Here is a 23,670-nt window from a genome sequence, read left to right as displayed (position 1 = left end):
CAATGAATCAGAGCTGTCTGCCGCGCGCGTTGTCCGCGCTGATTTGTCTGAGCGGACTCTTTCTGGCATCGACAGGCGCACATGCTGCTGCGACGGTGCTTATCTGGCCTATCGATCCTTTTCTGGCTGCGGATAAAAAAGCCACCGAACTGTGGATTGAAAATCAGGGTGCGAGCGCCACCACCATGCAGGTGCGCATTGTTCGCTGGCAGCAACAGGGCGGTTTTGAACGCTATCAGCAGCAACAAGATGTCGTGGCAAGCCCGCCGATTTTGCGCATCGACCGCGGCGGGAAACAGCTGATCCGTCTGATCAAACAGAGCCCGGTGTCGCAGGGTAAAGAGTTTGCCTACCGAGTTATCATCGATGAAATCCCACAACCGGCGGCGAACACCCAACCGCAGATCGGCCTCAAGCTGCAAATGCGCTACTCGATCCCACTGTTTGTCTACGGCCAGGGCGTGCCGGTGGAAGATGAAGGTGCCAATCATGTGCTGGTCGATGACCGTAATCTGAGCTGGAACAACATCACTCTCGATGGAAAACCGGCTATCGAAGTGCGCAACCGCGATCGGGTTCACGTGCGATTAAGTGACGTTTCACTGCGACAGGGAGGCAGCGAACGGCAAATCGCGCCCGGCCTGCTGGGATATGTCCTGCCCGGCGAAAGCCGACGCTGGCCGCTGCCGCCGGGGGTGACGCATCCGGATCAGATTAACGCGACCATCAACGCACAGGACGCGAAATGGCAGTCCGCACCGGGCAACTGACAAAACTTGCTATGTGCATATTGCTAACCAGCTCAGGTCTTTGTCGGGCAGAATCGGGCGACGATTTGCTGCCTCCCCCGCCGGATCCACGCGAGATTAACCAGCACTCGGTGTATCAGCTTGGGCTGATTATTAACCACTATGATACTGAGACGGTGGTGCCTGTAACCCTGCGTGATAACCACTGGTTTATCGCCAGTGCCGACCTGCAACGCGCTGGGCTGCCGAAAGATAAACTGCCGGCGGGCGACGTTGATATTTCGACGCTGAATGAGGTCAAAACTGAGTATGACGGCAACCGCCAGAGGATGTTGCTCACCGTGCCGTCCGGCTGGTTCGCCGCTAAAGAAGCCACTTTTCAGAGCGGGATCAAACGCGCTGTTCCGCTGGACGGCACAGGCGCGCTGCTCAATTACGATGTTTATACCAGTCAGACTCAGCACGGCGCGGGCCAGGCGGCCATCTGGCATGAACTGCGCTTTTTCAGCGGAAAAAACAGCCTCTCTTCCACCGGTTACATCCGGCAAAACCTCAGCGGCGAAAGTCAGTTCGCCGACGGCTATATGCGCTACGACACCACCCTGAGCTACACCGACGATGACAATGTCCTCGAATGGGATTTGGGCGATACCATCAGCGATGCTCTGAGCTGGAGCAACAGCGTGCGCGTCGGCGGGGTGCGTATCGGGCGCGATTTTTCGCTGCGTCCTGACCTGGTTACCTGGCCGTTACCTACCTTTACGGGGGATGCGGCGGTGCCGACGTCGGTGGACTTGTTCATTGACGGCTATCGCGCAGGCTCGACCCAGCTCCAGCCCGGACCGTTTACGCTAACCAACTTGCCCTACATCAACGGCGCGGGCAACGCGGTGTTGGTCACCACTGATGCGCTAGGCCGACAGGTCAGTACCACGCTGCCGTTTTACGTCGCCAGTGAAATGCTCAAACCCGGTATCAGCGACGGCGCGGTGACCTTTGGCGCACTGCGGCGTAATTACGGTATTGAAAATTTTGACTATGGTCCGGCGGTGGGCAGTGGCACCTGGCGCTACGGCGTGAATGATTATCTGACGCTGGAAAGCCACGCAGAAGGCGCGGAATCACTGGCGCTCGGCGGGGCAGGTGCGCTGGTGAAGCTCGGTCAGTTTGGGATCGTCAACGGCAGCTACACCCATAGCCAGATGGAGGGTGAAGGCGGCCAACAGCTGAACTGGGGCTATCAGTACAGCACCGGTGCATTCAGCTTTATTACTCAGCATACCCATCGCGATAAAACCTTCGGCAACCTCGCGCTATACGACACCCCACGTCTGTACGACGACGATAATAACCCGATCGCCAGCCTCAGCCAGCGCAGCGACCAGTATTCGCTGTCGCTGAATATGGGCAACTACGGCAATATCGGCGCAGCATGGATTGGCGTTCAGAGCTTTGACAGCCAAAAAACCGAACTGCTGAATCTCTCCTGGAGCCGCAACCTGTGGGGAAGCAGCAGTATTTATCTGGCGGCCAGCCGCGACCAGCAGCGCGGAGACTGGACGCTGGCAATGTCGCTGCAAATCCCGCTTGGCGACAGGGACAGCGTGGCGGTGAGTACCGAAAATACGCCGGATTACGGTAATACACAGCGCGTAAGTTACAACCACACCATGCCGTCTGACGGTGGCTTTAGCTGGAATCTGGCCTGGGCGCAGCAATCGCAATCGAGCAACTACCAACAGGCGACGCTCGGCTGGCGCAACAACAATATCGAGTTGCAGGGCGGTGGCTACGGCGAAGAAAATGAAATGACCTGGTGGGGCGAAGCGATGGGATCGCTGGTGCTGATGGATGGTCAGCTCTTCGCTGCCAATAAAATCAACGATGCGTTTGTGGTGATCAGCACCGACGGACAGCCGTCGGTACCGGTGAGCTACGAGCATCAGCCGGTGGGTGAAACCAACGACAAAGGCTACCTGCTGATTAGTGGCGTCTCGGCCTGGTACCCCGCGAACTACAGTATTAATGCCTTGAACCTGCCGGCGGATACCCAGCTTAAACAGACTGAAAGACGTATTGCGTTACGGCGTAACAGCGGATATCTGCTTGAATTTCCAATGGAAGAAGAACGCGTGGCGAGCGTTATTCTCCATGATGAGGCCGGAAAACCGTTGCCCGTCGCCAGCATCGTTTCGCGTGCCGGAAAAGCGGACGCACCGGTGGGCTACGATGGCATCGCCTGGCTTGAAAGCCTGAATGACAATAACCCACTGACCATCACCACGCCGGACGGCAAACGCTGCGCGGTCAATTTCACGACGCAGCCGAATCCTGACCACAAACTGCAGACCTACGGGCCGCTTATCTGCCGGGAGACGAAATAATGCGTCGCGCTTTAGGGGTGTTGGTCCTTCTCTGCCTGGTGAGTCTGCCGGTGCACGCGGCCTGTACGGTCAGCATGGCGAATGCATCAATGGGTAGCCTCTCGTCGTTCACGGTCAACAGAACCGAGCAGCAAACGTCAGCTAATCTGATAGTCAGCTGCGACACGGTGCTGAACCTGCTGACCAGTGATACGGTCTCCATGAACGTGGTCAGTGCCACCGCCACGTCGGGCACACGCCCGGCGCTGAAAAACACCGCTGCCGCCGATGCGGTTCCGGTCAGGGTCTGCGGCACATCTTCTTGCAGTAACACCACCGAAACCCCTATCGCGCAAACCTATACCTGGAGCGGGAATACGCTGCTCGGTCTGCTGACCTCAAAAAGCTATACCTTGCCGATTTACTTCCGCACGGTGGCGGGGCAGAGCGTCCGGGCTGGAACCTATCAGGTCAGCGTCAACCTGAGCATCAGCTATAACGTGTGTCCGACCGGGTTACTCGGGATTTGCCTGGGCACGCCGCAAACCGGCACCGTTGTCGTAACGACGCTGTTAAACATGACCGTCACCACCGATTGCATCACCATCAGCGCGCCGGATGTCAATTTCGGCAGTGCGCCACTGGTGAGCAATTTCCTGCCGGTGTCGCAATCCGTCGCCATCACCTGCACCAAAGGCAGCGTCTACACCGTGGGCATCAACAACGGTGTGAACGCGGGCAGCGGCACGGTGCGGAAAATGGTCAGTGGTAACAATTCGATGAGTTACGACATCTATAAGGGCAGCACCAACAATCGTTGGGGACCGAGCGGGAGTGAACGCTGGGCAAGCAGCGCCGCGAGTTCTGTCAGCGCTGACGGAACGGTGAACACCTATAACTATACCGCCCGAATGCTGAGTGGGCAGACCACACCGCCCGCCGGGAGTTACACCGACACGCTGGTGGTGGACGTCACCTTTTAATCACGTCGCGTGACTTAACGTAAAGTTCTGTGGATACGTGCCGATAACACCGCTATCACGTTATTGAAAAGGTGTTGTATGTTGAACCGTATCCGCGTTGTCACCCTGTTGATGTTGGTGCTGGTCGTCTTCGCACTGCTTCAGCTGCTGTCTGGTGGCTTTCTGTTCTCGTCCCTGCAGCAAAACCAGCACAGTTTTTCCCTCTCGAATGAGCTGCGTACCCGTCAGACCGAACTGAGCAAAACCTGGGAACTGATGCTGCAAACGCGCATCAACCTGAGCCGCTCATCGGCGCGCATGATGATGGACGCCGCTAATCAGCAAAGCAGCGCCAAAACGGACTTGCTGAACAACGCCAAAACCTCACTGGCGGAGGCGGCAAAACATTACGCGGCGTTCACGCAGTTGGCCGCACAGCCTGCACTGGCGGAGGTCAGCGGTACGGTGGATACGAGCTACCAGAAATACTTCGCCGGGCTGACCGAACTGGTGGGCTTTCTGCAAAACGGCAACATGGATGCCTATTTCGCCCAGCCAACGCAGGGTATGCAAAACGGCTTGGCCGACGCGATGACCCAATATGCGACGCAAAGCGAAACCCTCTATCAGCACGCCTTCAGCACCAGCAAACGTGATTATAAATTTGCCCAGTTGCAGCTGGCGGCAATCGCCATTGTGCTGGTGATTATCCTTGCCGCAGCGTGGTACGGCATTCGCCACATTCTGCTTAATCCGCTGGCCGGCGTAATGGGGCATTTGCGCCGAATTGCGCAGGGCGATTTGACGCAGCCGATAAACGTGCGCGGACGTAACGAAATCGCCACGCTGGCCGAAACCGTTAACCAGATGCAGCAGTCGCTGATCGACACCGTCACCCGTGTGCGCCAGGGTTCTGACGCCATTTATACCGGCACGAGCGAAATCGCAGTCGGCAATAACGATCTTTCTTCCCGCACCGAAGAACAGGCGTCAGCCCTCGAGCAAACCGCTGCCAGCATGGAAGAACTGACCGCCACCGTGAAACAGAACGCTGAAAATGCCCGTCAGGCGTCACAGCTGGCGTTAAGCGCCTCCGAAACTGCACTGCGCGGCGGCAAAGTGGTGGATGGCGTGGTGAAAACCATGCACGACATCGCCGCCAGCTCGCAAAAGATTTCTGATATTACCGGCGTTATCGACGGCATTGCATTCCAGACCAACATTCTGGCACTCAACGCCGCGGTCGAAGCCGCGCGTGCAGGGGAGCAGGGCCGTGGTTTTGCGGTCGTAGCCGGCGAAGTGCGTAACCTCGCCAGTCGCAGCGCCCAGGCGGCAAAAGAGATCAAAGGCCTGATTGAAGACTCGGTGTCGAAAGTGGACACCGGTTCGGTACTGGTGGAAAGCGCGGGCGAAACCATGAGCGATATTGTCAACGCCGTCACCCGGGTCACCGACATCATGGGTGAGATTTCCTCGGCCTCCGACGAACAGAGCCGCGGTATCGATCAGGTCGCTCTCGCCGTCTCCGAAATGGATCGCGTCACCCAACAAAACGCCGCGCTGGTGCAGCAGTCTGCTGCCGCCGCTGCGGCACTTGAAGAGCAGTCAGGCAGTCTGGCCCGCGCCGTTTCCGCGTTTCAGATTGCCACCGTCAGTAGCCGTGCAATGCGTCAAAAGACAAGCGTTCCACCGGCCAGCCGCGAGCCATTGCGCCCGCACGTTGCCGCCGCCGGAACCGATGATAACTGGGAAACTTTTTAACTTTACGCGGCCTGTTGCCGTATATCGGGAGTGGTGATGTTCAATCGAATTCGTATCTCGACCACCTTGTTTCTGATTCTGGTGGTGTGTGGCCTGTTACAGGTGGGCAGTAATGGGCTGTCGTTTTGGGCGTTTCGTGATGGACAGAAAAACCTCAGTCAGGTTGAGCAAGGGAATGTGCAGTTAAGCAGTCTGATGGATGCCCGCGTGGTGTTGCTTCAGGCCAGCACCGCGCTGAATAAAGCCGGGACGCTGACCGCGCTGAGTTATCCGCCGGAAGAGATCAAAAAGCTGATGACCAGCGCACGCCGGGAACTGAAACAGGCGGATAAAGAGTTTGCTGAGTTTATGGCGATCCCACCGGTGAATGACGCAGCCAAAACGTTGCAGGCGCAAAGCAAGCAAACCTATGCCGACCTGCACGCCGCGCTCGATCACCAGGCGACCTGGCTTGAAAGCAACCAGCTTTCAGACTTTATGACCGCACCGGTGCAAACGGCACAGGACGCGTTTGATGCCAACTACCATACCTGGCAGCAGAATATTGGGGCGTATGTACAAAATGCGCGCCACGCGAGCGAAGGAAATTATCACCGTTCGGCGGCAATTTTCATCGCGATGGTAGTGCTTGCCGCGATGATTACCAGCGGCGCACTGCTGTGGACGCGCCGGATGATTGTTCAGCCGCTCAACATTATTAGCAGTCACTTCACCAGCATTGCTCAGGGCAACCTGGCGCGACCGGTGTCGGTGTTCGGCAAGAACGAAATTTCAGCCATTTTTGCCGGACTGAAAGCGATGCAAACCGCGTTGCGCGACACGGTAAGTCAGGTGCGGCAGGGCAGTCATGCGATGCATACCGGGATTTCAGAGATTGCCGCAGGTAACAATGATCTCTCGTCGCGCACCGAACAGCAGGCGGCTTCGCTGGCAGAAACCGCAGCGAGCATGGAGCAATTGACCGCCACCGTCGGGCAAAACGCCGACAATGCCCGACAGGCATCTGGCCTGGCGAGCACAGCGGCATCGACGGCCAAACGCGGCGGCGAGCAGGCGTCACACGTGGCGGAGACCATGCACGGTATTGCCACCAGTTCTCGCAAAATTGGCGACATTATCAGCGTTATCGACGGCATTGCCTTCCAGACCAACATTCTGGCACTCAACGCGGCGGTAGAAGCGGCACGCGCGGGCGAGCAGGGCCGTGGGTTTGCAGTCGTTGCCGGGGAAGTGCGTAATCTCGCCAGCCGCAGCGCCCAGGCGGCAAAAGAAATTAAAGGCCTGATTGAAGAGTCGGTCGCCCGGGTGCAGGAAGGTTCGGCGCTGGTGGACACAGCCGCCAACACCATGAACGAGATCGTCCGTTCCGTCACCCAGGTTAACGACATCATGGGTGAGATTGCTTCGGCGTCTGACGAACAGCGTCGTGGTATCGAACAGGTGGCGCTGGCGGTAAGCCAGATGGATCAGGTGACACAGCAAAATGCCTCGCTGGTGGAAGAAGCGGCGGCGGCGACCGAACAGCTGGCAGGGCAGGCCGATAGCTTGACCGCGCTGGTGTCGTTATTTGAACTTGAAGAAAAAAGAGTACCGCATCATCAAGAAGGGGCACCGCCAGTTGCCGTGCCTGTGGTTTCCTGAAAGGACGTAAAAAGAAGGCGCTATGACTGCAACTCTGCCCAACGGGCAATCGTCATTCCTCATGCAGATGACACAGCGCCTGGCGCTATCCGACGCGCAGTTTCGTCGGATATGCCAACTGATCTACCAGCGCGCAGGTATTGTGCTGGCCGATCACAAGCGCGACATGGTGTACAACCGGCTGGTGCGGCGTTTACGCCAGCTCGGTCTCGATGATTTTGGCCGCTATCTGGCAATACTGGAGGCCAATCAGGATAACGCCGAGTGGCAAGCATTTATTAACTCGCTGACCACTAACCTCACGGCATTTTTCCGCGAGGCGCACCATTTCCCGACGTTGGCTGAGCACGCGAAGCGGCGTCAGGGTGAGTATCGCGTCTGGTGCGCGGCGGCATCGACCGGCGAAGAGCCGTACTCCATTGCCATTACGCTCGCCGACACGTTGGGCACAGCGCCGGGGCGCTGGAAGGTTTTCGCCAGCGACATCGACACTGAAGTCCTGAACAAAGCGCAGAACGGCGTTTATCGCCAGGATGAGCTGAAAACTCTGTCGCAGCAGCAGCTACAGCACTATTTCATGCGTGGCACCGGGCCACACAATGGCCTGGTGCGCGTGCGGCAGGAACTGGCGAATTATGTTGATTTTGCTCCGGTGAATTTGCTGGATAAAAACTACAACGTTCCGGGGCCATTCGATGCGATTTTTTGTCGCAACGTGATGATTTACTTCGACAAGACGACGCAGCAGGAGATCCTGCGCCGCTTTGTTCCTCTGCTTAAGCCTGACGGATTACTGTTTGCCGGGCACTCAGAGAACTTCAGCAATCTCGTGCGCGAGTTCAGTCTGCGGGGGCAGACGGTGTACGCGCTGAGTAAGGATAAATCATGAGTAAAATCAGGGTGTTGTCTGTGGATGATTCGGCTCTGATGCGTCAGATAATGACGGAGATTATCAACAGCCACAGCGATATGGAAATGGTGGCAACTGCGCCTGATCCGCTGGTCGCTCGGGATTTGATCAAAAAATACAACCCGGACGTGCTGACGCTGGATGTCGAAATGCCGCGTATGGACGGCCTCGATTTTCTGGAAAAACTGATGCGGCTGCGGCCGATGCCGGTGGTGATGGTTTCCTCGCTGACCGGCAAAGGGTCGGAAGTCACGCTACGCGCGCTGGAGCTGGGGGCAGTGGACTTCGTCACCAAGCCGCAGATTGGCATTCGTGAAGGGATGCTGGCCTACAGCGAAATGATTGCCGACAAAGTGCGGGCCGCCTCGCGGGCGCAGATTAGTGCGCACAAAACGCTGGCGGCGCCAGTAGCGCTCAAGGCCGGGCCGATGCTCAGCTCTGAAAAGCTGCTGGTGATTGGAGCCTCAACGGGCGGCACCGAAGCGATTCGCCACGTGCTACAACCGCTGCCGTTGACCAGTCCGGCGATTTTAATCACTCAGCATATGCCGCCGGGATTCACCCGCTCGTTCGCCGAACGGCTGAACAAGCTGTGCCAGATTGCGGTGAAAGAGGCCGAAGACGGCGAGCGCGTTTTGCCTGGCCACGCTTACATCGCTCCGGGTGACAAACATATGGAGCTGGCGCGTAGCGGGGCCAACTATCAAATCAAAATTCATGACGGGCCGCCGGTTAACCGGCATCGTCCGTCGGTGGATGTACTGTTTCATTCGGTGGCGAAAAACGCCGGGCGCAATGCGGTGGGAGTGATCCTCACCGGCATGGGCAACGACGGCGCCGCAGGAATGTTAGCGATGCACCAGGCTGGCGCCTGGACAATCGCACAGAACGAAGCAAGTTGTGTGGTGTTCGGCATGCCGCGTGAGGCCATCAATATGGGTGGCGTCAGCGAAGTGGTCGATCTTAGCCAGGTAAGCCAGCAGATGCTGGCGAAAATCAGTGCCGGACAGGCAATACGTATTTAAGAGGAGTGAAGTTAAATGGCGGATAAAGAGCTTAAGTTTCTGGTTGTGGATGACTTTTCCACCATGCGTCGCATCGTGCGTAACCTGCTGAAAGAGCTGGGTTTCAACAACGTTGAAGAAGCAGAAGATGGCGTGGATGCGCTGAATAAACTTCAGACGGGTGGATATGGTTTCGTGATTTCAGACTGGAATATGCCGAACATGGACGGGCTGGACCTGCTGAAAACCATTCGCGGTGATGGCGCTATGTCAGCATTGCCGGTGCTGATGGTCACGGCGGAAGCGAAGAAAGAGAACATTATCGCCGCCGCGCAGGCCGGGGCCAGTGGATATGTCGTCAAACCGTTTACGGCGGCTATCCTCGAGGAGAAGCTGAACAAAATCTTCGAAAAGCTCGGTATGTGAGGCGATGACGATGACCCAACACCCCGTGAAACCGACTGACGAGCATTCAGCGGGCGATATTATCGCCCGGATCGGCAGTCTTACCCGTATGCTGCGCGACAGTTTGCGTGAGCTCGGCCTGGATCAGGCGATTGCCGAAGCGGCAGAAGCCATTCCCGATGCCCGTGACCGTCTCGATTACGTCGTGCAGATGACGGCACAGGCAGCAGAGCGCGCGCTGAACTGCGTCGAGCTATCGCAGCCACACCAGAACCAGATGGAAAAAGAAGCCAAAGCATTGTCAGGCCGATGGGATCAGTGGTTTGAAAATCCTATCGAACTGAGCGATGCGCGTGAGCTGGTGACCGACACCCGCAGCTATTTATCAGACGTACCGAAACACACCAGCTTCACCAATGCCCAACTGTTGGAAATCATGATGGCGCAGGATTTCCAGGATCTGACCGGGCAGGTAATCAAGCGGATGATGGATGTTATCCAGGAGATAGAACGCCAGCTGCTGATGGTACTGCTGGAAAATATGCCGGATGCATCAACCCGACAGAAACGTGAAAGTGACAGTCTGCTTAATGGTCCGCAGGTTGATACCAGCAAGGCTGGCGTGGTTGCCAGTCAGGATCAGGTGGATGACTTGCTCGACAGTTTAGGTTTTTAATCGACGATGGCCTGCAACGGGCCATCGTAGTTTTCAAGCACTGTTTAGCGAATATCCATTTTCACTGTTACGTTCCCTTCGAATTTTCCTGGGGTGGGTTTATTGCCGCTGGTCGCCACTGGTGCAGCCTGAAATTTGATGATGCCGTTCCCTGAAGCGTCGAGAATAATGGGAAAATCCATGCTGCCATCAAGCCGAATGTTGTTCGTATTGGTGTCATACATTCTGACGCCAATATCATCCCTGCCGAGCATTTTCGCGATTAATCCCTCACCAGGATCGCTGACCCCTTGATCGGCAGTCAGCGTCAGCTTAATTTTGTCGTAGTTGCTGACCGCGGCATCATCGCAATGAAACGATATATCGACATTTTTAAGGGTAAACCCGTCTGGAGGTCTCCCCTGGGCGCGGAAATGTGTACTGACAAGGCTACCAAAATCAACCTCGATAACACTTCCGGCATTAATGGTGCAGCTCAACGGTGCACTCAGTGCCCCTGATAGCCAGACATTGGCGACCGGTTGTGCATCGCCATAGACGCACATTCCGCTACCGTAGTAAAGGCAGGCCGAACTTTGCACGACGAGCGTAGAGGGAATAGTCTCCTGTCCCAGAATCGGTACTTTGATATAAAGACGGGCGGCGATAACGTTCCATTTAAACTGGCGAACGGCAATGCCAACAACGGGTTGCGTGGTCGGACTGCATACCGTTTCAGTGGACTCGTTAGACGTAATTGCTTCGGATTTGCTGACCGGCGAGGTCGAGGGGTAGTTATTCAGGGCTATCTGGAACAGGCCACCGCCGTCAGGGGAGTTAATGGCGTTGGTGTAGGCATCAATATCGATATCTATTTTGTCGGTCAAATAGCCATAACCTGGCACACCGGCGGACAACGACGTGCTGGCGAATACGTAGCCCATTACGGTGGTTGAGGCCGACATTGTACCCGGACAATCACACTGTGCATTGATGGCGGCGCCATTGCCAACCAGATGTCCGGAGGGCGTGAATACAGTGCCTGCACTATTGTTACTGGCGACCAGGTCATGGATTAATGACACCTGATAGTCTCCGGGTGCCGCGAAACAGTTTCGTAAAACGGTAGCGGCATGGACACGCCATGGAGATAGCATTAACACGACAATCAGCAATGAACGCCTGATGGGGTAAAAGGCAGAAAAAGTGAGAGTCATTGTAGTCCTCCCGGACGACAGAGGGCGGTTAACATTTTGACAGGGGCGGCTTGTTGGCTGTCGCTGAGAGAAATAAAATCAATACTGGTGCTGCAACGGTCATCCGGGGCGGTACCCCACTGAACCGTTAACACAGTTTTGTCCGACACACCGCTCAGATACAGCACGCCGTTATCATCAACAATGCCGTTCAGTTCGCCGTCGGCGGAGCTGGCCATTGCGCCAAAAGGCACCTCTTTACCCTCTGGTCGGGTCAGGGTGATCAGCATTCGATAGCCAGTACGGGCGGAAAAATGAGCGCGTACAGCAGCATTACGTGATGGCACAACGATCAGGGCGGTATCACTGCTGTCCACGTCATTCGGAAGCTGAGTGGTATCGAGACCGATGCGATTCTCCTGGTAGGCGGTCAGCGAAGGAATGACCGCATTTCCCCACATGTCTGTCCGTATACCTCGCTGGTTCTGGAATTGCAGGCCAGCAGTACCGTCGGTATCAATAATGGCAAATTGATCTCCCAGGGGTTGTGACAAAGTGACACCGTGAGGATGGATGACAACCGCACCGCTGGCACCATAGCTGTATTGGCGTGAGCCGTCTGACGAGGTGTAATATCCACCGCTCAGATTGCTGAACGGTGCCCGCCATGTGCTGTAAAGACTGCTGCTGTTTTGCGGGGATTCGTTACTGTGACTTTGCTGGAGTCCGTAGCTGAGGCTGCGATCTTCCAATAATGTGCCATTCAATCCGAGGTTTTGCGCCGTCGCGCCATTTTTAGTGTTGCTGATGTTGTAGCTCACCCAGCTGTCAGGGAGCCAGCGGCTGAGAGGAATGCTTACCCCGAACGAGATCATTCTGTCGCTGTCATCATCCTGGGTATCGTTCCAGCTCAGATTGAGATGGTAGCTAATCCCGGCATATTGATAGCTGCTACCAGCAGTAATGCTGCGCTCTTTTCGGTGGGTTCCCCAGTAGTCCTGCTGATAACCATTAATATAGAAACTGCCATTTTCAAAAGGCTGACTGATGCTCATCTGGAGCCGATTACGCTTGTTATAATCGTCACGCCAGTCGTTATCGTCTTCGTGATTGAGATGGTTGGCGTCAGCAAAAGAGTAATATCCGCTTGTTGAATAGCGGTAGCTCGCGAGCGTGAAATGGGTGTTGGTCGCTTCAATGCTGGAAGTGTAGAGTAATCGCCATGACTGGCCACGGTAGGTTTCACCGTCAAGACTCTGCGCTTGTGCCATCGTGACATCGGCTGAAATACTACCGAACTGACCCAGATTAACCCCCACCCCCGTGACGCCGGAGAGATACTCCTCCGCCAGGGTTGTTCCGCCGTAGATGGTTAGCCTATTGTTGACGCCATAAATGGCGCTACCCTGAAAAAATGAGGGTTCTTTATCATCGCTACCGCTGTCCGCACGATAGCGTCCCACGGTGGTCTCGAAACGCAGATGATGCGGCCGCTGCATTAACGCGACGCTGGAGAAGGGTTGGGTAAACAGATGTTCTGTTCCATCGGCTTCTTTGACACTGACTTCCAGGTCGCCACTGTTCGTAGAGGCATACAGGTCAGTGATTTCAAACGCGCCAGGGGCAACATTGGACTGATAAATGACATAGCCATTTTGTTTAACTGTGACCTGGGCATTTGACATGGCAACACCGCGGATAACCGGTGCAAAACCACGTTCACCGATCGGGAGCATTTCTTCATCGGAGATGATATTGATACCGCGATACTGGATGCTGTCGAATACTTCGCCCCGGGTACTGTTTTCCCCAGCGGTGAACTGTGCTTTAAGTTGTTGAATATCATGCTGTAACCAGGTGCCGATCGTCTGCCACGCGTTTTCTTCACCCGTGTTGTTCCATGTCGAGTAGTTGCGTAATTGCCAACCCCCGAGGTTCATACCACTGCGTAAATTCAGATACTGGCTGTTATCGCTTCGGGTATCACCACCATGGTTTTCACGCGCGCTGAAGGCATAATCGCTAAACAGCACGGGGATGCCGTCATCCCAACGTGAAGGGTCGATATAACCGGCGCTGACCTGTCTCACCGCCCGTTGGGGCAGACTCAATTTTAAGGTCTGGCTGGCAAAATCGAAATCCGCCTGCGCCGAAGGAATATAGTGTCCAATGGGCAGAGAAAACGGTTGGTCCTGTGGGAGCGCCGCCATCTCCGGATAGTCATCGACCTTCACACCCCATTGACGGAGCATTAGCGGAGTCAACTGTGCGTGCAAAGCACCGTCTGCGCCACTGGTGTAGATGATCTGGGTTTCGTCAACAGGTTGCTGATTCAGGCGGATGTAAGAAAGGTATTTACCCGGCATTTGCGCCTTCGGATTGGAGAAGATGGACAGATCGGTAACCTGTGAAGTATTCGCGCCGCCTTCCAGTGAGTTGGGGGAAAAATAAAAATCGCGCGCATACAGTGGTTCTGCTACCAGCAACAGCAATCCTCCCAGGGAATGGAGCATCACAAAGTGCTTCCTGAGCGACACGCATAGTCTCTTGTTCCCTGTTTTATCCATCAACATGTCTTATCCCTTCGGCAGCGGATCGCTGTACTTGTCGGACGCATTGCCGTAATCAGTAATGCAGCGCCAGGTAATGTTATGGCCTTCTGTTTTAACGGGGAGAGGGAATGATGTCCCGGCCAAAGGTGCAATCATGTCGGCGTGGCGAATTTGTTTGTTACCGAAATACAGTGAATCGAACACGATGTAATAGCGGGAAGGATTTTTGACTTGCAAGTCGTCGCCATTAAGCGTGAACTGCAGTTGCGCGCAGGCTTCTCCGGGTTCCCCTTCTAAATCTTTAGGACGAAAAAATAACTTCAGGCGAGTTTTATAGATGAGCCTTAGCACATTTTTATTCTCATCTTTCGTATCACTACCAGGAATGGTTCGCACATTAATGTAATAAAGTGACTCACGATCCTCCTGCATAACTGCACCCGACCAGATGATACGCAGACTTTGTTCGCGTTGTGCATTCAGACGAAAAAGAGGTGGGGTGACGATAAAAGGTCCACGGGTTTTTCCATCGCCCGTATCAACCCATGACTGAACTAACCACGGAAGTTCATTTTCTTTATTGATGACAGGCAGTGCGACTTCTTTCTTGCTGGCATCATAAATGACCCGTGTCCGGCCAATTTGGATACCACCGGCAGCAAACCCCGTATTGATAGCGTTCATGGTCAGGAAAATTAATACAATAATCGGTAATGGAACAGGCATGAATTTTCCCTAATATACAATATGACCCACAGGTATCATGGGTCAGCAGTTGGTGACTATTTTCATTTGAGATGTAAAAAACACATAAAAGACATTAGCGATAAAGAATATTGACGGTCATATCTGCATCGGCGGGGCCAGCTGTCACAGGCACGGCAACCGCCCGGTAACGTGCGACAAGATCAGCGGAGACGGCATCGCCAGAAATTGTTGGCAGTCGAACCAGGAGTTGATCCTCAGAACCATCCATTTTAATCAGCGTGGTTATGGCGTTAATGGAACTCACGGCGATGGCCACATTCGTGGCTGCTGTTGTGCCGCCGGTTGTGATGGTGCTGACAGCGAGTAAATCAGCATTACTGGTTGGGACTGTGGTTCCTTCAAATGTGAGCTGGATGTTGATTAACCCGGTCGATTGTACCGGGCAATCTTTGAGGGAAATAGTAAAAGGGATCAGTGATGATTCGTCGCCAGGATTCTGGAATAAACTACTAGGGTAGGTACCTAAAGGGACATTGTTATCTTTCCCATCATTACCATCAATGACGCAGGTCGGATCGATAATTTCCCCGGTAAAGTGAACCACTCCTGCATTCATTTCATCTGCGTTAACACTACCGATTGAAGCAGCTAAAAATAGTGTGAGTAATAATTTCCTTTTGATGCTCATTTCGAGGCGTCCTTATAATAGTGGCGTATTGTTTCTATCAGGTGCGGTGAATAGCTTATTGAATCTTACTGTGGTTGATAAAGAAATAGGGTAAGTATATTCCTCATGGCTCAGGAAAGGAATGGAATTAATATATAGCCTGCATAGATCATTTTCATTTTTATATTTTCTGTGGTTATGTTTTTTTTTGGCTTCATTGGGTTGGATCGGGTGTTTTAATATTTAAATGTCCACTTGTGACCATCAATGAAATTGGGGTGATCAAATGTGAATTTAATGTGTCAAATTTCGACTTGTATTCCGTGCATTTAACATTAGCGCGGTTCAATAGTATCAGTCGCTGTATAAATATAAATACTTATCACGACGAAAGGTCTGGAAATGGATAAAGACGTGCAAAACGCGTAAAAGACCCTGATTCACGCGCTTGTTCTGCCCATTGGTGAAAGCGGGATCGGGCAAAATGCGTCTTATCGTGAATCATCGCAGAAGCAAATTGTGTCAGACGACAGCGACAACGAAGACAAAACAGAAGCCCCCACACCCCAACGGCTGGAAAAGGCGCGTGAGGATGGGCAGATCCCGCGTTCGCGCGAGCTGACCTCATTTTTGATTTTGCTGGTTGGTGTGTGTGTCCTGTGGTTCGGCGGGGAATCGCTGGCGCGCAGGCTGGCGGGTTTGTTGTCGTCCGGGCTGCATTTTGACCACAGCATTGTTAACGATCCCAACCTTATCCTTGGTCAAATCATTTTGCTTCTCAAGCAGGCGATGCTGGCGTTGATGCCGCTGATTGTCGGTGTGGTGGTGGTGGCGATCCTCGGCCCGGTGATGCTGGGAGGTCTGGTGTTTAGTCCGAAATCGCTGGCTTTTAAATTCGATAAGCTGAATCCGTTTCCGGGCATTGCAAAGATGTTTTCTGCACAGTCGGCCGCAGAATTGCTGAAGGCCATTCTCAAATCGGTGCTGGTGGGCTGCGTCGCCGGAATATTTGTGTGGGTGCATTGGCCGGACATGATGCGCCTGATCAGTGAGTCTCCGATGACGGCGATGGGCAACGCCCTGAATCTGGTTGGACTTTGCGCCTTACTGGTGGCGCTGGGCGTGATCCCGATGGTCGGGTTTGACGTCTTCTTCCAGATTTTCAGCCACATCAAAAAATTGCGCATGTCCCGTCAGGATATTCGTGACGAATTTAAACAGAGCGAAGGTGACCCGCACGTTAAGGGGCGTATTCGTCAGATGCAACGCGCTGCGGCGCGGCGTCGCATGATGGCGGATGTACCGAAAGCTGACGTGATTGTGACGAACCCAACGCATTATGCGGTGGCGTTAAAGTACGAAGAAAACAAAATGAGCGCGCCGAAAGTGGTGGCGAAGGGCGCGGGCCTGGTGGCGCTGCGCATTCGAGAGCTTGGCGAAGAAAATCGTATCCCGGTTTTACAGGCTCCGCCGCTGGCCCGAGCGCTCTACCGCCATGCTGAAATTGGACAACAGATCCCCGGCACGCTGTACGCCGCGGTGGCAGAAGTTCTGGCCTGGGTCTGGCAACTCAAACGCTGGCGTCTGGCGGGCGGTTCGCCGCCGAAGAAACCTGATAATTTGCCGGTGCCTGAAGCACTGGATTTTTTGAACGAGAATGACACTGATGGCTAATTTAGTCGCAATGCTGCGTCTGCCCGCAAGCTTCAAATCGACCCAATGGCAAGTCCTCGCCGGGCCGATCCTCATCCTGCTGATCCTGTCGATGATGGTTCTGCCACTCCCGGCGTTTATCCTCGACCTGCTGTTTACCTTTAATATCGCGCTGTCGATCATGGTGCTACTGGTGGCAATGTTTACCCAGCGCACCCTTGAATTCGCCGCATTCCCGACGATTTTGCTGTTTACCACGCTTTTACGCCTGGCGCTGAACGTCGCGTCGACCCGAATCATTTTGATGGAAGGACATACCGGGGCTGCTGCGGCGGGGAAAGTGGTAGAGGCCTTCGGCCACTTCCTGGTCGGCGGTAACTTTGCCATCGGTATCGTGGTGTTCGTTATTCTGGTTATCATCAACTTTATGGTTATCACCAAAGGTGCGGGGCGTATCGCTGAAGTGGGCGCGCGATTTGTGCTGGACGGGATGCCGGGCAAACAAATGGCGATCGACGCTGACCTCAACGCCGGGTTGATTGGTGAAGAAGATGCCAAACGTCGCCGTTCGGAAGTGACCCAGGAAGCGGACTTCTACGGTTCCATGGACGGTGCGAGTAAGTTTGTGCGCGGTGATGCCGTCGCCGGTATTTTGATCATGGTGATTAACGTTATCGGCGGCCTGTTAGTTGGCGTGTTGCAGCACGGTTTGTCGCTGGATAAGGCCGCTGAATCTTACACGTTACTGACTATCGGTGATGGCCTCGTGGCGCAGATCCCGGCGCTGGTCATTTCCACCGCAGCGGGCGTGATCGTCACCCGCGTGGCCACCGATCAGGATGTCGGCGAGCAGATGGTGGGCCAGCTGTTCAGCAACCCGCGAGTCATGATGCTGAGCGCTGCAGTACTGGGCCTGCTCGGCCTGGTGCCGGGAATGCCAAACTTTGTGTTCCTGCTGTTTACCGCCGCGCTGTTGGGCCTGGCCTGGTGGTTACGCGGTCGTGAACAGCAGGCGCCAGCGGAAGCGACGCCGGTGCGCGCGCAGGAAAATCCTCAGGCCATCGAAGCGACGTGGAACGACGTGCAGCTGGAAGATACTCTGGGAATGGAGGTAGGTTATCGCCTGATCCCGATGGTGGATTCGCAGCAGGACGGTGAACTACTGGGCCGCATCCGTTCAATTCGCAAGAAATTTGCCCAGGAGATGGGCTTTCTGCCTCCGGTGGTTCACATCCGCGACAACATGGATTTGCCGCCCGCGCGCTACCGTATTCTGCTAAAAGGCGTAGATATCGGCAGTGGCGATGCCTATCCGGGCCGCTGGCTGGCGATAAACCCTGGTACCGCGGCAGGCACACTTCCCGGTGAGCAGACGGTCGATCCGGCGTTTGGTCTGGCGGCTATCTGGATTGAGAGTGCGCTGAAAGAGCAGGCGCAAATTCAGGGCTTTACGGTGGTGGAAGCCAGTACCGTGGTCGCCACGCACCTGAACCATCTGATAAGCCTGCACTCGGCTGAGCTCTTTGGTCGTCAGGAAGCGCAGCAGCTGCTCGACAGAGTCACGCAAGAAATGCCGAAACTGACCGAAGATCTGGTGCCGGGCGTGGTGAATCTGACCACGCTGCATAAAGTGCTGCAAAATCTGCTTGATGAGAAAGTGCCGATTCGCGATATGCGCACCATTCTTGAAACGCTGGCAGAACATGCGCCGGTGCAGACCGATCCGCATGAGCTGACCAACGTAGTGCGTGTGGCGCTCGGCCGGGCGATAACGCAGCAGTGGTTCCCGGGGAATGGCGAAGTGCAGGTGATTGGGTTAGATACGCCGCTGGAACGCTTGCTGTTACAGGCATTACAAAACGGTGGCGGGCTGGAGCCGGGTCTGGCTGACAGACTGTTAGCGCAGACTCAGGAAGCACTATCCCGTCAGGAAATGCTCGGTGCGCCACCGGTGCTGCTGGTGAATCATGCCCTGCGCCCGCTGTTGTCGCGCTTCTTGCGTCGTAATCTGCCGCAGTTAGTGGTGTTGTCGAATCTGGAGCTGTCGGACAACCGTCAGATTCGCATGACCGCGACCATCGGGGGCAAATAATGCGTCATTTATTATGGCTTTTAGCACTGCCATTGATGGCACAGGCTGCGGGTGAGGGCGCCTGGCAGGCCAGCAGCAGAGGCGTGATGCTCAGCCATCGCGGCGAGTCCATGTCGTCCTCGCCGCTCGTATCATCGCAACCGGCCAGCGGACGGGTGACGATGATTGCGTGGCGTTACACGCTGATTGGCCCAACCCCCGCCGGGCTACGGGTGCGTTTATGTTCGCAAACCCGCTGCGTCGAACTCGACGGGCAAAGCGGCAATACGTGGGGATTACAGAATATCCCCGCGTCGGAGCCACTGCGTTTCGTCTGGGAAGTGCCGGGTGGTGGACGACTGATCCCCGCGCTCAATGTTCAGAGCAACCAGGTTATTGTTAATTACCGCTAACGCAAACCTTGTCCTGCTGAACCCTCTGACCTGTCTGCATTCTGCAGGCAGGCTCTCAATTTTGACCTCTGCTTTTGAATCAATCAAAACGTTGTTTTATAAATCAGTGAAGCACGTAGTCTGACTCTTTGCATTTTTGCCATCCCCGATGAGTATCTGGCAGAAACAAAAAGGTTTAACCGTCGGCATCACTCTACTGTAGCCGTGTAAGGGCATCCTCTGTACCAGATGAGGCGGGCTTTCCTGATAAAAACACGGGATTTACGGCAATGAAAACACGTAAAATCGGATTAGCAAATTATCTTGCCTACGGCTCGGGAGATTTTCTTGGCGCAGGAACCACCGCGCTCACCGCTGCCTGGCTTTTATACTTCTACACGACCTTCTGCGGACTCTCTCCGATTGAAGCCACTCTAATCTTCGCGACGGCGAGGGTTCTGGATGCTGTCGTCAGCCCGTTGATGGGTTTCTTAACCGATAACTTCGGCTCAACCTGGCTTGGCAAACGCTTCGGTCGCCGCAAATTCTTCATCATGCTCGGCATCCCGTGCGTGTTCAGCTACTCCTTTATGTGGGTCGGCGACATGGGATTCTGGTACTACCTGCTGACCTATCTGCTGTTTGATATCGTCTACACCATGATTCTGGTGCCGTACGAAACGCTGGTGCCGGAAATGACCGACGACTTCAAACAGAAAACCAAATTCTCCGGGGCGCGTATTTCGATGGCGCAAATGTCGGCGATTCTGGCCTCGTTCCTGCCGGGTATCTTGCTGACGCATTTCGGTAAGGACAACGCGATTTCCTTCTTCTACGCAAGCCTGGTGTTCTCAGTGCTGTGCGCAATAATGCTGACGCTGGTCTGGTTCTACACCTGGGAGCGTCCGCGTGAAGACTGGAGCGAAGCCGCGCTGCGTGCTGAAGAAGAGAAAAAACAGCTGTCGCTGGCGCAGAGCCTGAACCGTCTGATCATCGAACTGAACTCCACCCTGCGCATCAAAATTTTCCGCCAACATCTCGGGATGTACCTCGGGGGCTACATCGCGCAGGACGTGTTTAACGCGGTGTTTACCTACTACGTGGTGTTTGTGCTGATGCAGGAAGCGTCATTTGCTTCAAACCTGATGGGGACGATGGCGAGTTTCCAGTTCATCGCGGTGATCGCCATGATGCCGCTGTGCATCCGCTTTGGGCCTGCCCCGTCATACCGAATTGTGGTGGTGCTGTTTGGTCTGAGCGCACTTTCATACGCCGTTCTGTACTACGCCGGGCTGAGCGATGTCTGGTCGTTGATGCTGCTGGTGTCAGCCGTGGCAGGTCTGGGGCGCGGCGGCATCAACTATGTGCCGTGGAATACCTACACCTATATTGCCGACGTGGATGAAGTGATCACCGGCCAGCGCCGAGAGGGGATTTTCGCCGGGATCATGACCCTGACGCGCAAAGCCTCTCAGGCCGGAGCCATCATGCTGGTTGGGATCATCATGCAGATTTCCGGTTTTGTCTCCGGGCAGAAAATTCAGACTGCGCAGGTCAATCACACCATCCTGATGATCTTAAGCGTCGGAACGGTTGTGGTGCTGATCTGCGGTTTCCTGGTCTCCCTGCGCTTTAAATTGAACCTGCAAACCCACAGCATCCTGCGTGAAGAGACTGCCAAAATGCGTGAGTCCGGACATGCCTTTGCCGAAGCCGCAACGCCAGAAGCGAAAGCCACGGTGGAAATGCTGGCGGGCATGCCGTTCGACACCCTGTGGGGCAACAACAATGTCGGTTATCTGAATCGCAATAAGCCTGCAGCACCGTCGCTGAAGCAGGCTGCTTTATTGAATTCGAAATATAACAGAGGTTAATCAAATGAAAGTCTGGCCTGTCAAACATAGCCCGTTACTGTGTCAACCGGAGCGCTTCATCGCCCGGGATGAACTGAAGGCGTTGATCCAGAAAGTGACCCACAATCTGGTCAATATCAAGGATGAGAGTGGAGAGTTCCTGCTGCGGCTGGACGACGGGCGGGTGATTGATACCAAAGGATGGGCGGGCTGGGAGTGGACGCACGGCGTGGGTTTGTACGGCATTCACCAGTATTTCCAGCAGACCGGTGATGGGCAAATGCGCGACATCATTGATGGCTGGTTCGCCGACCGCTTTGCCGAAGGGGCAACCACCAAAAATGTGAACACAATGGCGCCGTTCCTGACCCTGGCGTATCGCTACGAAGAAACACGTAACCCGGAATATCTGCCGTGGCTCGAAAGCTGGGCGGAGTGGGCGATGCACGACATGCCGCGTACCGAACATGGCGGCATGCAGCACATCACGCTGGCGGAAGAAAACCATCAACAGATGTGGGACGACACGCTAATGATGACCGTGATGCCCCTGGCGAAAATCGGCAAGCTGCTCGACCGGCCTGAATACGTGGAAGAGGCGATTTATCAGTTTCTGCTACATGTGCAAAACCTGATGGACCGTGAGACCGGACTGTGGTTCCACGGCTGGAGTTACGAAGGCAATCATAACTTTGCCAATGCCCGTTGGGCGCGCGGCAATAGCTGGCTGACTATCGTTATTCCGGATTTCCTCGAGCTGGTGGACTTACCGGAGAACAACGCCGTGCGCCGTTATCTGGGGCAGGTGCTGAACGCACAGGTTGCCGCGTTGGCGAAATGTCAGGACGATAGCGGTCTGTGGCACACGCTGCTGGATGATCCGCACTCTTATCTGGAAGCCTCGGCAACCGCCGGGTTTGCCTACGGTATTCTGAAAGCCGTGCGCAAACGCTACGTTTCTGCGGAATACGCAGAAGTGGCAGAGAAAGCGATTCAGGGCATTGTGGCAAATATCTCGCCGGAAGGGGAGCTGCTGCAAACATCGTTTGGCACCGGCATGGGCAGTAATCTGGAGTTCTATCGCCAAATTCCGCTGACCTCCATGCCCTACGGCCAGGCGATGGCGATCCTCTGCTTAACGGAATATTTGCGCAAATACTTTTAATTGTACCGACAGGCCTGGGGACCAGGCCTGTTAACTCCAGCTAAATCAACCCTGCCAACATTCATGGCAAACCCGTTCAAATTTAATATTAAATAAATGACGTAAAGTGCCGCACAATTCATTATGCTCCGCACTGTTGCTTGCCCCCCACCAGGATCACCTTTTGTCCATTTCTCCCTTGTCCCGTATCGCTGCCAGCAGTCTGGTGGAGCCCGGGGCTGTTATCGGTGCGTACGTCAGCATTGGTCCGTTTTGTGTAATTTCTGCAGGCGTCGTGATAGGTGAAGGTTCCGTTGTTGGGGGCTTTTCGGTGATTAACGGTCTGACCACGATTGGTTGCGACAATACGTTTGGCCAGTACTCTTCCATTGGTGAAACCAATCAGGACCTTAAATACGCGAATGAGCCCACGACTGTCGTTATCGGCGATCGGAATCAGATAGGCAAGAATGCCACGATTCATCGTGGGACTGTGCAGGGGCTAAGCACCACCGTCATTGGTAATGACAATCGGTTTCTCAACGGCGTGCATATCGGCCACGATTGCGTGGTCGGTAATGGGACAATGATTGGCGACAATAGCGGGCTTGCCGGGCACGTTGTACTTGATGATGATGCTCAGGTTGGCTTCATGTGTGCCATCCATCAGTTCTGTCTGCTGGGCAGTGGCGCCAGGATCCTTGACCAGACCGGCGTCGTTCAGGATGTGCCGCCGTTCGTGATAGCGGGCGGAAATCATGCGGTTCCGCTGGGCGTGAATGAAGCATCCAGCCTGTTCCAGGCGTTAAATAAAGAACAGCAGAGTCTCATTCATGAGCTGTATCAGCGTGTCTACAAGCAGGCGCTTGCCATAGATGAAGTGAAAAAGTCATTAAAAATACTGGAAAGTGATTTCCCGGTGATTGGGCTTTATGACAGGTTCTTTGCGCGTTCTGCGCGGGGAATTATACGTTAAGGCGAGTT

The 23,670-nt window shown here is 54.7% G+C and carries 19 protein-coding genes; 15 read left to right on the top strand and 4 right to left on the bottom strand.

What is annotated here, in order from left to right; genetic code table 11:
• Window positions 1-2: 2 nt before the first annotated feature.
• From MUU46_RS15000 to cheZ, 9 genes are all read left to right on the top strand, one after another.
• The gene (locus MUU46_RS15000) at window positions 3-770 is read left to right on the top strand and encodes a fimbrial biogenesis chaperone (protein ID WP_159755309.1); all 768 of its coding nucleotides are present in this window, start codon (window positions 3-5) and stop codon (window positions 768-770) included.
• The gene (locus MUU46_RS14995; protein WP_258965910.1) at window positions 746-3,133 is read left to right on the top strand and encodes a fimbria/pilus outer membrane usher protein; all 2,388 of its coding nucleotides are present in this window, start codon (window positions 746-748) and stop codon (window positions 3,131-3,133) included. The genes MUU46_RS15000 and MUU46_RS14995 overlap by 25 nt, the downstream gene beginning before the upstream one ends.
• Entirely contained in the window at window positions 3,133-4,095 is a 963-nt protein-coding gene (locus MUU46_RS14990) for a Csu type fimbrial protein (RefSeq protein WP_258965909.1), read from the top strand. Before MUU46_RS14995 ends, MUU46_RS14990 begins: the two co-directional genes overlap by 1 nt.
• 78 nt (window positions 4,096-4,173) lie before the next feature.
• Window positions 4,174-5,835, top strand: coding sequence for a methyl-accepting chemotaxis protein II (gene tar, locus MUU46_RS14985; protein WP_258965908.1), 1,662 nt, complete (start codon window positions 4,174-4,176; stop codon window positions 5,833-5,835).
• A gap of 36 nt (window positions 5,836-5,871) precedes the next feature.
• Entirely contained in the window at window positions 5,872-7,476 is a 1,605-nt protein-coding gene (gene tap, locus MUU46_RS14980; protein ID WP_159755320.1) for a methyl-accepting chemotaxis protein IV, read from the top strand.
• A gap of 22 nt (window positions 7,477-7,498) precedes the next feature.
• A complete protein-coding gene (gene cheR / locus MUU46_RS14975) occupies window positions 7,499-8,365 on the top strand; it encodes a protein-glutamate O-methyltransferase CheR (protein WP_258965907.1) in 867 nt (288 codons plus the stop codon).
• On the top strand, window positions 8,362-9,411 hold the full coding sequence (locus MUU46_RS14970) for a protein-glutamate methylesterase/protein-glutamine glutaminase (protein ID WP_159755326.1): 1,050 nt from the start codon (window positions 8,362-8,364) through the stop codon (window positions 9,409-9,411). Before cheR ends, MUU46_RS14970 begins: the two co-directional genes overlap by 4 nt.
• A 15-nt stretch (window positions 9,412-9,426) precedes the next feature.
• Entirely contained in the window at window positions 9,427-9,816 is a 390-nt protein-coding gene (gene cheY / locus MUU46_RS14965) for a chemotaxis response regulator CheY (protein WP_110512346.1), read from the top strand.
• 10 nt (window positions 9,817-9,826) lie between these two features.
• The gene (gene cheZ, locus MUU46_RS14960) at window positions 9,827-10,471 is read left to right on the top strand and encodes a protein phosphatase CheZ (RefSeq protein WP_159755329.1); all 645 of its coding nucleotides are present in this window, start codon (window positions 9,827-9,829) and stop codon (window positions 10,469-10,471) included.
• Between the two features lie 44 nt (window positions 10,472-10,515).
• Here cheZ and MUU46_RS14955 read toward each other — a convergent pair whose 3' ends face one another.
• From MUU46_RS14955 to MUU46_RS14940, 4 genes are all read right to left on the bottom strand, one after another.
• Window positions 10,516-11,535 carry a fimbrial protein gene (locus MUU46_RS14955; protein ID WP_258965906.1) on the bottom strand — a complete coding sequence of 340 codons (1,020 nt, stop codon included), beginning with the start codon at window positions 11,533-11,535 and terminating at the stop codon, window positions 10,516-10,518.
• Between the two features lie 128 nt (window positions 11,536-11,663).
• Window positions 11,664-14,159 carry a fimbria/pilus outer membrane usher protein gene (locus tag MUU46_RS14950; RefSeq protein ID WP_258966018.1) on the bottom strand — a complete coding sequence of 832 codons (2,496 nt, stop codon included), beginning with the start codon at window positions 14,157-14,159 and terminating at the stop codon, window positions 11,664-11,666.
• A gap of 63 nt (window positions 14,160-14,222) precedes the next feature.
• Window positions 14,223-14,924, bottom strand: coding sequence for a fimbrial biogenesis chaperone (locus MUU46_RS14945; RefSeq protein ID WP_159755335.1), 702 nt, complete (start codon window positions 14,922-14,924; stop codon window positions 14,223-14,225).
• Window positions 14,925-15,018: 94 nt separating this feature from the next.
• Window positions 15,019-15,594 (bottom strand): fimbrial protein, encoded by a 576-nt coding sequence (locus MUU46_RS14940; protein ID WP_258965905.1) that lies wholly within the window; start codon window positions 15,592-15,594, stop codon window positions 15,019-15,021.
• A 498-nt stretch (window positions 15,595-16,092) separates the two neighbouring features.
• Between MUU46_RS14940 and flhB the strand changes: the two genes are divergently transcribed.
• The 6 genes from flhB to lpxA all read left to right on the top strand — a co-directional run bounded on the left by flhB (window position 16,093) and on the right by lpxA (window position 23,662).
• Window positions 16,093-17,247: a flagellar biosynthesis protein FlhB gene (gene flhB / locus MUU46_RS14935; protein ID WP_159755341.1), complete on the top strand. Its 1,155-nt coding sequence runs from the start codon at window positions 16,093-16,095 to the stop codon at window positions 17,245-17,247.
• Window positions 17,240-19,318, top strand: coding sequence for a flagellar biosynthesis protein FlhA (flhA, locus tag MUU46_RS14930; protein WP_258965904.1), 2,079 nt, complete (start codon window positions 17,240-17,242; stop codon window positions 19,316-19,318). The genes flhB and flhA overlap by 8 nt, the downstream gene beginning before the upstream one ends.
• Window positions 19,318-19,710, top strand: a complete 393-nt coding sequence (flhE, locus tag MUU46_RS14925) for a flagellar protein FlhE (RefSeq protein WP_258965903.1) — start codon at window positions 19,318-19,320, stop codon at window positions 19,708-19,710. The genes flhA and flhE overlap by 1 nt, the downstream gene beginning before the upstream one ends.
• Before the next feature lie 269 nt (window positions 19,711-19,979).
• Window positions 19,980-21,563, top strand: coding sequence for an MFS transporter (locus MUU46_RS14920; protein ID WP_159755350.1), 1,584 nt, complete (start codon window positions 19,980-19,982; stop codon window positions 21,561-21,563).
• A 4-nt stretch (window positions 21,564-21,567) separates the two neighbouring features.
• Window positions 21,568-22,707: a beta-galactosidase BglB gene (gene bglB / locus MUU46_RS14915; RefSeq protein WP_159755353.1), complete on the top strand. Its 1,140-nt coding sequence runs from the start codon at window positions 21,568-21,570 to the stop codon at window positions 22,705-22,707.
• Between the two features lie 163 nt (window positions 22,708-22,870).
• Window positions 22,871-23,662 carry an acyl-ACP--UDP-N-acetylglucosamine O-acyltransferase gene (gene lpxA / locus MUU46_RS14910; RefSeq protein ID WP_258965902.1) on the top strand — a complete coding sequence of 264 codons (792 nt, stop codon included), beginning with the start codon at window positions 22,871-22,873 and terminating at the stop codon, window positions 23,660-23,662.
• The last annotated feature ends 8 nt before the right edge of the window (window positions 23,663-23,670 follow it).

Origin of the sequence: Scandinavium tedordense, from assembly GCF_024764965.1 — a bacterium.
In the GTDB taxonomy this organism is placed as follows: Bacteria; Pseudomonadota; Gammaproteobacteria; order Enterobacterales; family Enterobacteriaceae; genus Scandinavium; species Scandinavium tedordense.
The sequence above is the reverse complement of the archived record's forward strand: the minus strand, read 5'-3'. Positions and strand labels throughout refer to the sequence as shown.

Bases quoted from the DNA above. Each gene is read 5' to 3' on its own strand.
- MUU46_RS14970 (WP_159755326.1), top strand. From the start codon at position 8,362: ATGAGTAAAATCAGGGTGTTGTCTGTGGATGATTCGGCTCTGATGCGT.
- bglB (WP_159755353.1), top strand. From the start codon at position 21,568: ATGAAAGTCTGGCCTGTCAAACATAGCCCGTTACTGTGTCAACCGGAG.
- MUU46_RS14920 (WP_159755350.1), top strand. From the start codon at position 19,980: ATGAAAACACGTAAAATCGGATTAGCAAATTATCTTGCCTACGGCTCG.
- MUU46_RS15000 (WP_159755309.1), top strand. From the start codon at position 3: ATGAATCAGAGCTGTCTGCCGCGCGCGTTGTCCGCGCTGATTTGTCTG.
- cheZ (WP_159755329.1), top strand. From the start codon at position 9,827: ATGACCCAACACCCCGTGAAACCGACTGACGAGCATTCAGCGGGCGAT.
- flhA (WP_258965904.1), top strand. From the start codon at position 17,240: ATGGCTAATTTAGTCGCAATGCTGCGTCTGCCCGCAAGCTTCAAATCG.
- MUU46_RS14995 (WP_258965910.1), top strand. From the start codon at position 746: ATGGCAGTCCGCACCGGGCAACTGACAAAACTTGCTATGTGCATATTG.
- cheR (WP_258965907.1), top strand. From the start codon at position 7,499: ATGACTGCAACTCTGCCCAACGGGCAATCGTCATTCCTCATGCAGATG.
- tap (WP_159755320.1), top strand. From the start codon at position 5,872: ATGTTCAATCGAATTCGTATCTCGACCACCTTGTTTCTGATTCTGGTG.
- tar (WP_258965908.1), top strand. From the start codon at position 4,174: ATGTTGAACCGTATCCGCGTTGTCACCCTGTTGATGTTGGTGCTGGTC.
- cheY (WP_110512346.1), top strand. From the start codon at position 9,427: ATGGCGGATAAAGAGCTTAAGTTTCTGGTTGTGGATGACTTTTCCACC.
- MUU46_RS14945 (WP_159755335.1), bottom strand. From the start codon at position 14,924: ATGCCTGTTCCATTACCGATTATTGTATTAATTTTCCTGACCATGAAC.
- MUU46_RS14990 (WP_258965909.1), top strand. From the start codon at position 3,133: ATGCGTCGCGCTTTAGGGGTGTTGGTCCTTCTCTGCCTGGTGAGTCTG.
- flhE (WP_258965903.1), top strand. From the start codon at position 19,318: ATGCGTCATTTATTATGGCTTTTAGCACTGCCATTGATGGCACAGGCT.
- MUU46_RS14940 (WP_258965905.1), bottom strand. From the start codon at position 15,594: ATGAGCATCAAAAGGAAATTATTACTCACACTATTTTTAGCTGCTTCA.
- MUU46_RS14950 (WP_258966018.1), bottom strand. From the start codon at position 14,159: ATGCTCCATTCCCTGGGAGGATTGCTGTTGCTGGTAGCAGAACCACTG.